Annotated in this window: 11 protein-coding genes; 7 read left to right on the forward strand and 4 right to left on the reverse strand. The window is 73.4% G+C overall.

Translation table 11 applies throughout. The annotated features are described in order from the left end of the window. Positions 1 to 345 precede the first annotated feature (345 nt). Genes ABD774_RS16280 through ABD774_RS16290 form a run of 3 tightly spaced genes read left to right on the forward strand, consistent with a single transcriptional unit; the run spans position 346 to position 3,775 of the window. Positions 346 to 1,371: an ABC transporter ATP-binding protein gene (locus tag ABD774_RS16280; protein WP_345043406.1), complete on the forward strand. Its 1,026-nt coding sequence runs from the start codon at positions 346 to 348 to the stop codon at positions 1,369 to 1,371. Further along, positions 1,368 to 2,357 (forward strand): ABC transporter permease subunit, encoded by a 990-nt coding sequence (locus tag ABD774_RS16285; RefSeq protein WP_345043408.1) that lies wholly within the window; start codon positions 1,368 to 1,370, stop codon positions 2,355 to 2,357. The genes ABD774_RS16280 and ABD774_RS16285 overlap by 4 nt, the downstream gene beginning before the upstream one ends. A gap of 35 nt (positions 2,358 to 2,392) precedes the next feature. Beyond that, the gene (locus tag ABD774_RS16290) at positions 2,393 to 3,775 is read left to right on the forward strand and encodes a CoA transferase (RefSeq protein WP_345043411.1); all 1,383 of its coding nucleotides are present in this window, start codon (positions 2,393 to 2,395) and stop codon (positions 3,773 to 3,775) included. Between the two features lie 123 nt (positions 3,776 to 3,898). On the opposite strand, the gene ABD774_RS16295 is transcribed toward ABD774_RS16290, so the two are convergent. From ABD774_RS16295 to ABD774_RS16310, 4 genes are all read right to left on the reverse strand, one after another. After that, entirely contained in the window at positions 3,899 to 5,839 is a 1,941-nt protein-coding gene (locus ABD774_RS16295; protein ID WP_345043413.1) for a discoidin domain-containing protein, read from the reverse strand. Positions 5,840 to 5,969: 130 nt separating this feature from the next. Then, a complete protein-coding gene (locus ABD774_RS16300; RefSeq protein ID WP_345043416.1) occupies positions 5,970 to 7,034 on the reverse strand; it encodes a Gfo/Idh/MocA family protein in 1,065 nt (354 codons plus the stop codon). Further along, a complete protein-coding gene (locus ABD774_RS16305) occupies positions 7,031 to 8,068 on the reverse strand; it encodes a Gfo/Idh/MocA family protein (protein ID WP_345043418.1) in 1,038 nt (345 codons plus the stop codon). The genes ABD774_RS16300 and ABD774_RS16305 overlap by 4 nt, the downstream gene beginning before the upstream one ends. After that, on the reverse strand, positions 8,065 to 8,817 hold the full coding sequence (locus ABD774_RS16310) for a FadR/GntR family transcriptional regulator (RefSeq protein WP_345043421.1): 753 nt from the start codon (positions 8,815 to 8,817) through the stop codon (positions 8,065 to 8,067). Before ABD774_RS16310 ends, ABD774_RS16305 begins: the two co-directional genes overlap by 4 nt. 81 nt (positions 8,818 to 8,898) lie before the next feature. Here ABD774_RS16310 and ABD774_RS16315 point away from each other — a divergent pair, with 81 nt between their 5' ends. The 4 genes from ABD774_RS16315 (at position 8,899) to ABD774_RS16330 (ending at position 14,475) form a co-directional block, all read left to right on the forward strand. Then, a complete protein-coding gene (locus ABD774_RS16315; RefSeq protein ID WP_345043424.1) occupies positions 8,899 to 10,506 on the forward strand; it encodes an ABC transporter substrate-binding protein in 1,608 nt (535 codons plus the stop codon). Positions 10,507 to 10,686: 180 nt separating this feature from the next. After that, entirely contained in the window at positions 10,687 to 11,643 is a 957-nt protein-coding gene (locus ABD774_RS16320) for an ABC transporter permease (RefSeq protein WP_345043426.1), read from the forward strand. Between the two features lies 1 nt (position 11,644). Further along, entirely contained in the window at positions 11,645 to 13,639 is a 1,995-nt protein-coding gene (locus tag ABD774_RS16325; protein ID WP_345043428.1) for a dipeptide/oligopeptide/nickel ABC transporter permease/ATP-binding protein, read from the forward strand. Beyond that, entirely contained in the window at positions 13,636 to 14,475 is an 840-nt protein-coding gene (locus ABD774_RS16330) for an ATP-binding cassette domain-containing protein (RefSeq protein ID WP_345043431.1), read from the forward strand. Before ABD774_RS16325 ends, ABD774_RS16330 begins: the two co-directional genes overlap by 4 nt. The last annotated feature ends 36 nt before the right edge of the window (positions 14,476 to 14,511 follow it).

Raw genomic sequence — 14,511 nt, forward strand, 5'->3', positions numbered from 1 at the left:
ACGATGCCGGCGATCTTGGCGATGCTGCTGCTCATGGTGGTTTCCCCGTATCTGCGGGCAGCCACCTGTTGGCTTCCCGCGCGGTGTTCCGGGCCGGTATCGGACCGGCCCTTCTTCCTTACGGGACCAACGTAGGCCGGGCAGAACGGGACGAACCGGGACAGAGGTCCTGACCTGGCTGAAGTGCCGTGAAGCGGTTTCCGACCGGCGTCGGCACGTCGGCGACCGGCGTGTCCGGCGTCGCCCGTCCGGTTCGTCGGTAGCATCCGGCCAGGTCAGGACGTCCCGTCCGGGACGGGTCGGCGAGTCGCGACGTGCCGGCAGCCCTCCGAGCACGGGAGCGCGATGAGCGAGCTGGCGATCGAGACGACGGCGCTGCGCCGGACCTACCGCGGCCGGGGCGGGGCGCGGGTGGGCGTGGAGGGGCTGGACCTGCGCGTCCCGCAGGGCGGCGTGCACGGGTTCCTCGGGCCCAACGGGTCCGGCAAGACCACGACGATCCGCATGCTGCTCGGCCTGGTGCGTGCCGAGTCCGGGTCGATGCGCATCTTCGGCCAGGAGATCCCCGCGCGGCTGCCCGACGTGATCGGGCGGGTGGGCGCGATCGTGGAGTCGCCGAAGTTCTTCCCCACCTTCTCGGGGCGCCGGAACCTCGAGCTGCTGGCGGGCGCGATCGGGGCGCCGCGCGCCCGCGTCGGGGAGGTGCTGGAGTCCACCGGCCTCGCCGACCGCGGCCGCGACCGGTACAAGGGGTACTCCCTGGGCATGAAGCAGCGGCTGGCCATCGCCGCCACGCTGCTGAAGTCGCCGGACCTGCTGATCTTCGACGAGCCCACCAACGGGCTCGACCCCGCGGGCATCCGCGAGATCCGGGAGACCATGCGGAGGCTGGGGGAGGAGGGCCGCACCGTGCTGGTCTCCAGCCACATCCTCGCCGAGGTCGAGCAGGTGGCCGACACCGTCTCGATCATCGGCCGGGGTCGGCTGCTCGCCGAGGGGCGGGTGAACGACGTCATCGGGGAACGGGGCATCACCGCGGTGCGCGTGGGCGTCCCGGACCCCGCGGCCGCCGCGGCGGTGCTGACCGCGGCCGGCCTGCGGTTCCGGCCCGACGGTCCCGCCCTGCGGGTGCGCGGCGTCGAGGACCCCGCCCGCATCACCGAGCTGCTCGCCCGAGCGGGCATCTACGTCCGCGAGCTCACGCCGCTGCGGGCCGACCTCGAGCAGGTCTTCCTCGACCTGACGACCGGCGAGGGCCCCGGTCAGACGCCGCCGGGCGGCAGGCACGCCGGCGCGGACCGCAGCCCCCCGGCGGCGCCCCCGCTCGGCGAGCCGGTCCCCGCGACGGTCGAGGGCGGTGAGCCCCGATGACGCGTCTGTTCCGGGTGGAGCTGCGCCGGCTGATCTCCCGGCGCCTCGTCGTCCTCGCGACGGCCGGAGCCGTCGTCGTCACCGGCATGCTGCTGTTCGGGTTCTGGCAGTCGTCCCAGCCGATGTCCGGCGCGGAACGCGCGCAGGCGCAGACGGAGTACGAGCGCGCACGGGCGGACTGGGAGGAGAACGGCGAGGAGTACCTGGCGCAGTGCCTCGCCGACGAGGAGCTCGAGCGGGAGACCACCGGCCAGGACGTCGACTACGGCTGCCAGGACATGGAGCCCAAGGAGGAGTGGTTCCTCCGCAGCGCCCCGCCGCTGAAGGACTCCCTGCCCGGCGTCCTCTCGGGCGGGGCCTTCCAGCTGCTCTTCCTCGCCTTCCTCGTCGGTGCGACGTTCACCGCGGCCGAGGCCAGCACGGGCTCGCTGAGCAACTGGCTGACCTTCGAGCCGCGCCGCCTCCGGGTCTACGGGTCGAAGCTCCTCGCCGCCGCCGTCGGCGTCCTGCCGGTGACCGCCGTCCTCCTCGGCGTCGTGGTGGCCGGGGCGTGGGCGATCGCCGGCAGCTTCGGCCTGGCGGGTGGGATGACGGCGCAGGACTGGTCCGGCGCCGCGGCCACCGCGGGGCGCATCCTCGCCCTCTGCGCCGTGGTCGCCGCCGTCGCCGCGGCGCTGGGGTTCCTCCTGCGGCACACGGCCGCGGTGCTCGGGGTCGCCGTCGGGTGGGTGGTGGTCGTCGAGCTCATGCTCGCGGGCTACCTCGAGCGGTTCCAGCCCTGGCTGGTGAGCAGGAACGTCGACGGGTGGATCAGCCGCGGCACCACCTACTTCGTGAACACCTGCACCACGGACAGCACGGGCACCCTCTGCGAGTACACCGAGAAGTCGTTGGCGTTCGGGCACTCGGCGGCCTACCTCCTCGTGCTCGCGGCGCTCCTCGTCCTGGCCGGCGCACTCGTCTTCCGCCGTCGCGACGTGGTTTGACCCCCGTGGCACCGCCCGCCGTGGGAATGTGGAGCATGGGTGACCGATGGGTCCCCTGGCCCGTCCTGGCGGGCGGCCCCGGGGGAGATGCCGCACGTGCGGACGACGACGAGCCGCGCGTGGTCGGCCCGCGCCGATGGTGGGCCGGGCCCCTCGACGTCGAGGGGCTGGCGGTCGGCTCGGTGGCGGCGTGCGCCCGGGCGGCGGCGCGCCTTGGTCGCCTCCGCGGCCGCGAACCGGGGATCACGGTGGACAGCTCCGACGTCGCCGCGTCCTTCGCGTCGTTCCGGCACCTGCGCGTGGACGGGCGCGAGATCGTCGGCTTCGCCCCGTTGTCCCGCTTCTTCGCGGCGGCCGACGGCTGGGTGCGTTTCCACGCCAACTACCCGCACCACCGCCAGGCGCTCCTCCAGTCGCTCGGGGTCGACCCCGGCCTGCCCGACGACGCCGCCTCCGTCATGGTGGGGGCCGCCGTCCGGCGCGAGGCGGCACGCACGCTCGAGACCCACGTGCGCGCCGGTGGCGGCGTGGCCGCCGCCCTGCGCACGCCGGAGGAGTGGCTCGCCCACGAGCACGGCGCCGTCGTGGCCGCCGCCCCGCTCGTGGAGGCGCGGCCTGGCGGGGGAGCGGGCCGTGCGCTGCCACCGACGGCCGACGGGCCGATGTCGGGCCTGCGCGTGCTCGACCTGACCCGGGTCATCGCCGGGCCGACCGCCACCCGCACGCTCGGCGCGCTCGGCGCCGACGTCCTGCGGGTCGACCCGCCGGGCCGCCCGGAGCTCCTCGACCAGCACCTCGACACCGGGTTCGCCAAGCGGTCCGCGGAGGCCGACCTCGCCGAGCCGGCCGTGCGGGCACGGGTGGAGGAGCTCCTCGCCGACGCGGACGTCCTCGTCTCGGGCTACCGCCCCGGCGCGCTCGCCGGGCTCGGCCTGGGCGCGCCGGAGGTCCTTCGGCGGCACCCGCACCTCGTCGTGGCCGAGCTCTCCGCCTGGGGCGAGCGTGGGCCGTGGGGGCACGAGCGCGGGTTCGACTCCATCGTGCAGGTCGCGACGGGCGTCGCGCACCGCTACGCCACCTCGGGCCCCGGCGGCCTGCGTCCCGGCGCGCTGCCCGTCCAGGCGTTGGACCACACCGCCGGCTACCTCCTCGCCGCGGCGGTGATGGACGGGCTCGTCGAGCGCGCGGACCACGGCGGCCGCGCCGTGCGCCTGAGCCTGGCCCGGATCTCCCACGAGCTCCAGGGCATGCCGGTGCCGGACGCGGAGGCCGGAGAGACGGCGGTGCGGACAGCGACGACGGAGTCGGAGTACGGCCCCCTCGTCCACGTGCCGCCGCCCCTGACGGTCGACGGGGCGCGGCTGGCCTACCCCGCGCCGCCGCGCCCGTACGGCGGGGACGACCTCGCCTGGCGCTGACGGCTCCGACCGCACGCCGTGGGACGACGAGGCCCCGGCCGCCTGTGGCGGCCGGGGCCTCTTCTCGGGCCGGGGCGGCCGGGCCCGGCCGGGGCTGCCCGACCGGGCCTCAGGGTGGTGGAGTCAGCGCACGCCCTCGACGTTCAGCTCGGCCACCGAGGCCCACCGGTCCCCGCCGATCGAGCTCGTCGCGACGAGCCGCACGTACCGGGCCGTGGTCGCGTCGAACGCGACCCGCTGGGTGGCGCTCCCGGGCGCGAACGTCCCGGTCGTCGCCGGCACCCAGGTGCTGGCGTCCGTGCTGGTCCAGACCTCGTAGCCGCCGATCCGGCCGTTGGTGCCGCTCTGGCGCGGCGTGTAGTGCAGCGCCCAGATCTCGTGCTCGGCGCCGAGGTCGACGGTCAGGTGGTGCGGGTAGCCCGGGGCCGGGGACACCGACCACGCGGAGTGCCAGTGCGTGCTCGTGCTGCCGTCGATCGCCTGGGCCGCGCCCTCGCCGGAGCTCGGGTTCTCGCTGGAGACCTCGGCGATCGAGAAGGCGCCCTGGTCGAGCAGGCTGACCTCGACGTCGAAGGTCCTCGACGTCGACGTCCCGTCCGAGCTGAGCGTCGCCGTCACGGTGTGACGGCCGCCGACCGCGTCGGCCGGGACGCTGACCGTAGCGGTCGCGGTCGCGCTGGCTCCCGGGAGGAGGTGCGGGACTTCCGTGCCCTCCAGCACCCACCCCTCGGGGAGGTCGAGGGACAGCTCCGCCTCGGGGAGCGCGCGCCCGCTCTGGTTCTCGATCTGCACGTCGACCTGGAAGGTCTCGCCGCGGTCCGCGACGACGTCCGCGACGGTGAGCGGCGCGGCCAGGCCCTGCAGCCAGGCGAGGTTGAACTGCGCGAACCGGATGCCGTTGTGGCCGGGCTCGTAGAGCAGGCCGACGTTACCGTCGGGCAGGGTGGCCAGCGTGGAGTAGGCCATCTCTCCGGGCTGGAAGACCTTCGCGACGGGCCAGGTCTCGCCGTCGTCGAAACTCATGCGGATGGTGCCGTTGGTGCGCGAGGTCTGGGAGCCGGAGTTGGAGAACAGCAGCACCTTGGCGCGGGCGGAGCCCTCGGGGGCGTCGGGGTAGGCCCGGACGATGGAGGCGTTGTTGGTCGGGTCCGGCAGCTCACGGTCGATCGTGACCTCGCCGTAGGTGACGCCGCCGTCCTCCGAGATCGCCACCGTGCGGTAGCCGGAGCGGTGGGAGTCGCGCGAGTTGAGCATGACGCGGCCGTCCGAGAGCTCGACGGTCTTGTTCTCGTCCATGCCGACGCCGACCGGCTCGCCGACCTGCCAGGTCTGGCCGTGGTCGTCGGAGTAGACCGAGACGGCCTGGAACGTGCCGGCGGCGTTGATGATCGTGAACTGCTGGATCAGCCGGCCGGCGTGCTCGCCGTACTTGAGCTGGATGCCCTGGCCGGAGGCGGCGAAGCGCGAGCGCCACCCGAGGTCGGCGGTGACGTCAGCGGTGATGACCTCGTGCTCCCAGGTCTCGCCGTCGTCGTGGGAGACGCTGACCTCGGCGTGCAGGACGTTGCGGGCCTCGGGGTCCACGCCGGGCTGGGAGTTGCCGAAGCCGCGGTCGAAGGACTTGACGTGGAAGTTGAAGATGTCGCCGGTGTGCCGGTCGACGATGTAGCTCGGGTCCGAGTAGCCCTCGATCGGGGCCTCGACCTTGCCCTCGTGGACGAACGTCTGCTCCTCCCACGTCACGCCGCCGTCGGTGGAGCGGCGCTGGAGGATGGAGTTGGGGCCGGGGGCGTCCCATGCGGTCGGCCGGCCGTCGTAGGAGGCGAGGATGTCGCCGTCGTTCGTCACGGCCAGCGCCGGGATCCGGTAGTTCGGGAAACCGCCCTCGCCGCCGACGGCGAGGTCCTGCTCGGTGTAGAACGGCTCGCCCGCCTGCGGGGGCGTCGCGTCGAAGTCCGGGGCGGGCGCGGTGTCCGCCTGCGCGGCCAGGGGCGCGGCGCACGCGAGTGCGACGGCGAGGGTCAGCGAGGCGGCGGAGCGCCGCCTCGAACGGAGGAGTGACATCGATGTCCTTTCGTTCCTGGCGAGGCGGGAGGTCCGTCTCACCAGAACCGAGCGTATGACGTCTGATGTCTGATGTGGAAGTCGCGCCGGGTGGCAGGTAGTGGCCGTGGCAGCAGGTGCCCGACCGTGCTCAGCGCACCGCCGCGACGTCGCCCGCCTCGAGCGACCGGTAGGCGGCGTCGATCACGGCCATCGCCTCCCGGGCGTGGGACGCCGTGTAGTCCGGCGAAGCGCCGGCCAGCAGCGCTTCCACGACGTGCCCGAGGTAGGCCTCCAGGGCCACCTGCCCGGCGTCGGCCGCCAGCGTCGTGCGGCCGGACGCCCCGAAGTGCGACACCGCCGGGACGTCGTCGTCCGCCACGGCGTGGCCGTGCGAGCCGAGGACGCGCACGGAGGAGGTGGTCGGCGTGCCGCCGGGTGCGTGCGGCACCCGCCCGAGCGTGATCGTCGCGGTCACGCCGCGCTCCAGCGCCAGGGTGACGACGGCGGAGTCCTCCACGCCGGCGGAGCGGTGCGCGGGCGAGAACAGCGAGCCGGCCAGCGCGTGCACCTCGAGCGTGCGCAGACCGGTGAGGTAGTGGGTGGCGTCGGCGCAGTAGCCGAGGAAGTTCATGATCTCCCCGCCGCCGGACAGGGCTGTGTCGACCACCAGCTCCGGGCGCTCCACCGAGGTGGCGAAGTGGGCGCCCGAGGCGAAGAACTCCAGGTCCAGGTGCCGGGGCAGCCCGAGGTGACCGGCGTCGATCCAGCCGCGCGCCCGGCGCAGCGCGGGGGAGTGGGTGCGGTTGACCACGGCGCAGACGCGGCCGGCCCGTGCCGCGGCGGCGACCACGGCGTCGGCGTCGGCGAGCGAGGTCGCCACGGGCTTGTCCACGAGCACGTCGGCGCCGGCCTCCAGCGCCGCGACGGCGAGTCTGGCGTGCCGGGTGGGCTCGGAGCACACGAGAACGAGGTCGGCGACGTCGGGGCCGAGCACCGACGCGACGTCCTCGGTGTAGCGGACACCGGCCCGGTCGGCGGCGCGCCGGGAGTCGGCGCGCACCCATTCGGGGGTGTCCGGCTCCTCGGACACGGCGACGAGCTCGACGCGGGGGTCCGCGCCGAGGATCCGCAGGTAGTCGGCGGCGTGGCGCACGCCGGAGGCGAGCGCGACGCGCAGGGGGGTGGAGGCGCCGGGAGGCGTGCGGTGCATCATGCGAGGGTTCCCTTCCCGGCGACGCCGGAGCGGTCGTGGCCGGCGATCTCGTCCACGTGGACGCGCCGGCCGGTGACGAGCGAGCGCTGGGCGGCGAGGGCCCCGGCGAGGGCCGCCTGCACCTCGGTTGTCCGGACCACCTGCTCGGCGCGTCCGCGGACCACGTCGACCCAGTGCGCCAGCTGCGTGCGCAGGGCGCCCTCGAGCGAGAGGGGACCCGGGCGCGCGGCGTCGGAGGCGAGGCCGGGCTCGTCCTCGGTGGAATGGCGCAGCGTGCCCTCGGTGCCCACGAGCACGACGCGGCGCAGCATGTCCCCGCGCTGGCGCAGCGCGTAGCACAGCTCGAGCGTGGCCAGTGAGCCGTCGGCCGTGCGCACCTGGATGTGGAAGCTGTCCGGGGATTCCATCTCGGGGGAGAAGGTGCGGAAGCCCCGGGTGAAGACCTCCTCCGGGGCGGAGCCGAGCAGCCAGGTCGCGGCGTCCATGATGTGGGTGCCGTTGTGCACCGGGTGCCCGCCCGAGAGGGCCGGGTCCAGCTGCCAGCTGCGCCAGCCGCCGGGCCAGGCGTGGCCGGTGTACCAGGTGATGTGGGCCAGGCGCGGGTCGCCGACCCGGCCGGCGCGCACGGCCTCGGCGAGGGCCCGGACGGCGGGCTGGAAGCGCACGGTCTGCCCGACCATGAGGGTCAGGTCCCGCCCCTCCGTGGCCGCGACCATGGCGTCGAGGTCGGGCAGCGACAGCGCGGCCGGCTTGTCCACGTGGACGTGCTTGCCGGCCTCGCCGGCGGCGATCGTCCACGGCGCGTGCCCCGGGGTCGCGTTGACGACGTCGACGGCCTCGACCGCGGGGTCGGCGACCGCGGCGGCGACGTCCGTGGTGGCGCGCGCGCCGGGAGCGAGCCGCGCCAGCTCCTCGGCGCGGTCGAGCTCCCGGCCGGCCACCCACCGCACCTCGATCTCGGGGATGCCCGCCATCGCCAGGAGGTGCTCCCGGGCGAAGGCGCCCGTGCCGACGACGGTGACCGCCAGCGTCATCGGGGCCGGACCTCGTCGAGCGTGCGCTGCAGCGGGGCGTAGTGGTCGACGACGGCGGCGCGGAAGGCCTCGACGTCGCCGGCCTCGGCCGCCACGAGCATGTCGCGGTGCGCGCGGGCCGTCTGGTCGAGGTCGGCGGGCAGGGAGAGGCCCAGGCGCGGCAGGACCGCGGTGTGCACGTCCCAGAACGCGGTGACGAGCTGGCCCACGAGGGAGTTGTCGATGTGGTCGAGCAGCTCGGCGTGGAACAGGCGGTCCTGGCGCGCGAAGGTCTCCCCGGCGGCCGCGCTGGCCACCATCTGGTCGACCAGCTCGTGCAGGTTGGGGTTCTCGGTGCCGCGCATCGCGGTCACGATCCGCTCCGCCATCGACAGGTCGAGCGCCTGGCGGATCTCGAGCACCTCACGCAGGGCCTGCAGGTCGTCGCCCGGGCTGAGCACGCCCCGGAAGACCAGGGCCTCGACGAGGGCGTCGAGGGACATCTGCCCGACGAAGGTCCCACGCCCGTGGCGCACCTCGACGATGTCGAGGGTGGACAGGGTCTGGATCGCCTCCCGCACGCTGGAGCGCGAGACGCCCAGACGCTCGCACAGCTCCGACTCGGTCGGCAGGTGGTCCCCGGGGCGCAGGCCCTGGGTCAGGATGTAGTCCTTGATCTGGTCGGCGGTGCTGGCCCGGCGCGACACCACGGGTGTTCGCGTGGTGAACGTAGGCTGTCCTCCGGTCCCGGCAGGTGCGTTCGTCGTCATGTTTGACCCCTTCGGCTTCGACGTTCTAGTGTCATCGTAATACGTCAGACATCAGACGTCAGTCCCAATGGAGGGTACGCAATGCACCGTTCAGAGACAGGGCTCGCCGGCACGCGCCGCGGGTGGAAGGTCGCCGCCGTCGGCACGACCGCGGCGCTCGCGCTCGCGGCCTGCGCCGGTGGCTCCGGGTCCGGGGAGCCCGCTGCGGGCGGCTCCGCCGCCGCGGGCGAGGTCAACCCCGACGCCGTCATCGAGGCCGGCATCTCCTACTCGCTCAGCGGCGGGTTCGACCCCATGGTCACCACCGGCGCGGTCACCGTCGCCGCCAACTGGCACACCATGGAGGGGCTGACCGAGCTGGACCCCGTCACCCGCGAGGTCTACCCGGCGCTCGGGGCCGAGCTGCCCACCCAGGTCGACGAGACCCGCTGGGAGGTCGACCTGCGGGAGGGAGCCGTCTTCCACGACGGCGACCCGGTGACCGTCGAGGACGTCGTCTTCAGCTTCGAGCGCGTCCTCGACCCGGCGAACGAGTCGCTCTACGCCGGCTTCATCGACTTCGTCGAGTCCGTCGAGGCGGTCGACGAGGACACCGTCGGCGTCAACCTCAAGTACCCCTTCTCGCTGGTCCCCGAGCGCCTCTCCGTGGTCAAGGTCGTCCCGCAGGACGACGTCGAGAGCGACTACGAGGCCTTCAACGCCCTGCCCGTGGGCACCGGCCCGTACAAGATCACCTCGGCCACCCCGGATGACAAGATCACGTTCGAGCGGTTCGACGACTACACCGGCACCCGCCCCGCGCAGGCCGCCGGGATGAACTGGAACCTGCTGTCCGACCCGGCCGCCCGCGTCACCGCGCTGAGCTCGGGCACCGTGCACGCGATCGAGGACGTGCCCTACATCGACCTGCCGGCCCTCGAGGGCCAGGTGGACGTCGAGTCGGTGCAGTCCTTCGGCCTCCTGTTCATGATGTTCAACACGGACAAGGAGCCCTTCGACGACCCGCGCGTGCGCCAGGCGTTCTTCTACGCGCTGGACATGGACAAGATCATCGAGACCGGCCTGCTCGGCAACGCCGCGCCGGCGACGGGCTTCCTCCCCGAGGACCACCCGAACTACAACGAGGCCTCCACCGTCTACACCTACGACCCGGAGAAGGCCAAGGCGCTGCTGGCGGAGGCCGGCGTGGAGAACCTCTCCATCAACCTCCTCACCACGGACACCGGCTGGGTCTCCGACGTCGCCCCGCTGATCAAGGAGGACCTCGACGCCATCGGCGTCGACACCACCCTCGACATCGGCCAGTCCGGCGGCCAGTACACCAAGGTGGACGCGGGCGAGCTGGACGTGATGGTCGCCCCCGGTGACCCCTCCGTCTTCGGCAACGACCCCGACATCCTCATGCGCTGGTGGTACGGGGACAACGTGTGGTCCGAGAGCCGCTACCGCTGGAACGACACCGAGGAGTTCGCCGAGCTGAGCGGCCTGCTCGACCAGGCGGTCCAGGCCGAGGGCGAGGAGCAGCAGGAGCTCTGGAACCAGGCCTTCGACCTGATCTCGGAGGAGGTCCCGCTCTACCCGCTGCTGCACCGCCAGCTGCCGACCGCGTGGGACTCCGGCTCGCTGTCCGGCTTCGCGCCCGTGCCGCTGACCGGCCTGTCCTTCCTGGACGTCGGCGTCACCGAGTGACCCGTGGTGGCGAGGCTCCCTCGGGAGCCTCGCCACCGCCCCGCGGCCCCGTGCCGCGACCCGCCCGCGGCCCGCGCCGCACGCCCCACCCCGCGGCCCCGCGCCGCATGCCCCGACGGCGGCCCGCAGGCCGTCGCCCCAGACGGCGGCCCGTGCCGTCCCGAACGAAGGAGTCCGAGCGTGAGCGCACTCCTGCGGCTGACCGGCCGACGCCTGCTCCAGCTGCCCGTCATGATCCTGGGGATCAGCCTCCTGGTCTTCGTGGTGATGTCCTTCTCGAGGATCGACCCCGCGATCAACGCCCTCGGCGAGGGCGCCTCCGTCGAGGCCCGCGAGGCCTACCGGGCGGCGAACGGCCTCGACGACCCCCTGCTGCTGCGCTACTGGAACTTCCTCGTCGGGCTCGTCCAGCTCGACCTCGGCACGTTCAGCGCACGCCAGACCCCGGTGGTGGACGAGGTGGCGCGGGCGTTCCCGATCACCCTCCAGCTGACCTTCCTCGGCCTGGTCATCGCCGTCGTCGGAGCCCTCGTCCTCGGCATCCTGGCGGCGCTCTACCGCGACCGGTGGCCGGACAAGGCGATCCGCATCCTCTCCGTCGGCTCCCTCGCCACGCCGTCGTTCTGGCTGGCCGTGCTCCTCATCCAGGCCTTCACGCTCGGCCTCGGGCTGCTGCCGGCGTCCGGCCCCCTGCCCGCGTTCTCCGAGGACCCGGGCGCCTACCTCGCCCGCATGGCGCTGCCGGCCTTCGCGCTCGGCGTGCCGGTCGTCGGCCAGCTCACCCGCGTGATCCGCACCGCCGTCGTCGAGGAGCTCGACAAGGACTACGTGCGCACCGCGCTCGGTGCCGGCATCCCGCGGTCGGTCGTCGTGGGACGCAACGTGCTGCGCAACGCGCTGATCACCCCGATCACCGTGCTCGGCCTGCGCGTCGGCTACCTCATGGGCGGCGCCGTCGTCATCGAGATCATCTTCGCCCTCCCGGGCATGGGCACCCTCATCCTCAACGGCGTGACCAACAACGAGCCCAACCTCGTCCAGGGCGTGACGCTCACGGTGGCCATGGCCTTCGTCGTCATCAACATCGTGGTCGACCTGCTGTACGTGCTGGTCAACCCCCGCATCAGGACGGTCTGACATGCGACGCAAGCTCACCGAACGTCTCTCCACCCCGGGCCTGCGCCTGCGGGCGCTCCCGGCCGGCTCGAAGGTGGCGCTGGCCTTCGTCGCCCTCGTGGCGCTCGTGGCGGTCTTCGCGCCGCTGGTCACCGCCCACGGCCCGCTCGCCTCCGGCGCGCCGGTGCAGCCGCCCAGCGGCGAGCACTGGTTCGGCACCGACCGCCAGGGCCGCGACATCTTCTCGCGCGTCGCCTACGGCGCCCGCTACTCCCTGGTCATCGGGCTCGGGGCGACGGCGATCGCCCTCGCCGTCGCCGCCGTCCTCGGCTCCGTCGCGGCGACCGCCAGGAAGTGGGTCTCCGAGACCCTCATGCGGGTCCTGGACGTCATCATGTCCTTCCCCGGCATCGCGCTGGCCGCAGTATTCGTCACGGTCTTCGGCCGGTCGCTGCCCGTCCTCGTGCTCACCATCGCCTTCCTCTACGTCCCGCAGCTCACCCGGGTGGTCCGCGCGAACGTGCTGGACCAGTACGGCGAGGACTACGTCGCCGCCTCGAAGGTCATGGGCGCGCGCACCTCGTGGGTGCTCGTCAAGCACGTCGCCCGTAACTGCATCGCCCCCGTGATGGTCTTCGCGACCGTCCTGGTGGCCGACGCGATCGTCTTCGAGGCCTCGCTGTCCTTCATCCAGGCCGGCGTGCCGGACCCCGAGCCCTCGTGGGGCAACGTCATCGCCGCCGGGCGTGACCTGGTCATGGCCGGCTACTGGTGGGCGACGTTCTTCCCCGGCCTGGCCATCATGCTCACCGTGCTGTGCCTGAACATCCTCTCCGAGGGCATGACGGACGCGATGGTCGCCCCCAAGGGCAGGAAGATCGTCGAGACCCCCGCCGAGGCCGCCCTCGCGGCCGCCGCCGGCGAGGAGGTCGCCGTCGCCCGGGAGCCCGCGGTCGAGGCGGCCACCGCCGAGGTGCCGCTCGAGGAGCGGCTCGCCGAGCTGCGCGCGGTGGAGGCCGTCCGCACGGACCGCCTCGAGTACACCGACGACGCCGAGCCGCTGCTCGAGGTCGAGGACCTGTGCATCCGCTTCCCCCAGCGCCACGGCGACGTGCACGTCGTCGACCACGTGTCCTTCTCGGTCCGCCCGGGCGAGACCATGGCGCTGGTGGGGGAGTCCGGCTGCGGCAAGTCGATCACGTCGCTGGCGATCATGGGGCTGCTCGACCGCAGCGCCGAGATCAGCGGTCAGATCCGCTACCGGGGCACCAACCTGCTCGACCTCTCGCCGCGGCAGCGCGCCGGGCTGCGGGGGCGCGACCTGGCGATGATCTACCAGGACGCGCTGTCCTCGCTGAACCCCTCGATGCTGATCTCGTCGCAGATGAAGCAGCTCACCCGGCGCGGCGGGACGCGCACCGCCGAGGAGCTCCTCGAGCTGGTGGGCCTCGACCCGGCCCGCACGCTGAAGAGCTATCCGCACGAGCTCTCCGGCGGCCAGCGCCAGCGCGTCCTCATCGCGATGGCCCTGACCCGCGACCCGAAGCTGGTGATCGCCGACGAGCCGACCACCGCGCTGGACGTCACGGTGCAGAAGCAGGTGATCGACCTCCTCAACGACCTGCGCGAGAAGCTGGGCTTCGCGATGGTGTTCGTCAGCCACGACCTGGCCCTGGTGGCCAAGGTGGCCCACCGCGTGACGGTCATGTACGCCGGCCAGGTGGTGGAGCAGGCCCCGACGAGCGAGCTGCTCACGAACCCGCTGCACGAGTACACGCGCGGCCTCCTCGGCTCGGTGCTCTCGATCGAGTCCGGTGCCGACCGCCTGCACCAGGTGGCCGGGACGGTGCCCTCGCCGCGGGAGTTCCCGGCCGGCGACCGCTTCGCGCCGCGGTCCTCGCGCCCCGACGTCGGACTGGACGAGCGACCCGTGATGCGGGAGCTCCCCGGGCGAGACCACCGCTACGCCGCCCACGCCAGCGACCCCGAGCTCGTCGTCCCCGGAGGTGTCCGATGACCGTCACCCACGCTGCCCCGTCCAGTCCCCGGGGCGAGGACGTCCCGATCGTCGCGGTCCGCGACGTGCACGTGGTCTACAAGAGCCGGCTCGGCGGGATGTTCTCCGCCCAGCGGGTCCGCGCCGTCGACGGCGTCTCCTTCGAGATCCGCCGCGGCGAGACGCTCGGCATCGTCGGGGAGTCCGGGTGCGGGAAGTCCACCACCGCCCGCGTGCTCACCGGGCTCGAGGAGCCCACCTCCGGCCAGGTGTTCTTCCGGGGCGAGCCCGTCACCCGGCGCACGGCCGCGGACCGGAAGCGGTTCGGCCGGGTCGTCTCGGTGGTCTTCCAGGACCCGGCGACCGCGCTGAACGCCCGCATGCTCGTCCGCGACACCCTGCGCGACCCGCTCGACGTCCACCGCGTGGGGACGCCCGCCCAGCGTGCGGCGCGGGTGAAGGACCTCGTGGCGATGGTCGGGCTGCCGCCGTCCGCGCTCGAGGCCCTGCCGAGCCAGCTCTCCGGCGGCCAGCGCCAGCGCGTCGCCATCGCCCGCGCCCTGGCCCTGGAGCCGGAGATCGTCGTGGCCGACGAGCCCACCTCCGCCCTCGACGTCTCCGTGCGCGCGCAGATCCTCAACCTGCTCATGGACCTCAAGAACCAGCTCGGCCTGTCCATGGTGTTCATCTCGCACGACATCCAGACGGTGCGCTACATCTCGGACCGGATCGTCGTGATGAACGCCGGCCGCATCGTCGAGGAGGGGACCCCGGAGCAGATCTTCGAGCAGGCCCAGGACCCCTACACCCGCACGCTCATGGGGGCCGCCCCCTCGCTGCTGCACCCGGCCCGCTGACCGCGGCGCCCCAACCTGTGTCCGAGCCGTCCGGCT

Source organism: Georgenia daeguensis (genome assembly GCF_039537705.1).
In the GTDB taxonomy this organism is placed as follows: Bacteria; Actinomycetota; Actinomycetes; order Actinomycetales; family Actinomycetaceae; genus Georgenia; species Georgenia daeguensis.

Coding starts and splice junctions, on each gene's coding strand:
- ABD774_RS16280 (WP_345043406.1), top strand. CDS start 346: ATGAGCGAGCTGGCGATCGAGACGACGGCGCTGCGCCGGACCTACCGC.
- ABD774_RS16315 (WP_345043424.1), top strand. CDS start 8,899: ATGCACCGTTCAGAGACAGGGCTCGCCGGCACGCGCCGCGGGTGGAAG.
- ABD774_RS16305 (WP_345043418.1), bottom strand. CDS start 8,068: ATGACGCTGGCGGTCACCGTCGTCGGCACGGGCGCCTTCGCCCGGGAG.
- ABD774_RS16330 (WP_345043431.1), top strand. CDS start 13,636: ATGACCGTCACCCACGCTGCCCCGTCCAGTCCCCGGGGCGAGGACGTC.
- ABD774_RS16300 (WP_345043416.1), bottom strand. CDS start 7,034: ATGATGCACCGCACGCCTCCCGGCGCCTCCACCCCCCTGCGCGTCGCG.
- ABD774_RS16325 (WP_345043428.1), top strand. CDS start 11,645: ATGCGACGCAAGCTCACCGAACGTCTCTCCACCCCGGGCCTGCGCCTG.
- ABD774_RS16285 (WP_345043408.1), top strand. CDS start 1,368: ATGACGCGTCTGTTCCGGGTGGAGCTGCGCCGGCTGATCTCCCGGCGC.
- ABD774_RS16310 (WP_345043421.1), bottom strand. CDS start 8,817: ATGACGACGAACGCACCTGCCGGGACCGGAGGACAGCCTACGTTCACC.
- ABD774_RS16290 (WP_345043411.1), top strand. CDS start 2,393: ATGGGTGACCGATGGGTCCCCTGGCCCGTCCTGGCGGGCGGCCCCGGG.
- ABD774_RS16295 (WP_345043413.1), bottom strand. CDS start 5,839: ATGTCACTCCTCCGTTCGAGGCGGCGCTCCGCCGCCTCGCTGACCCTC.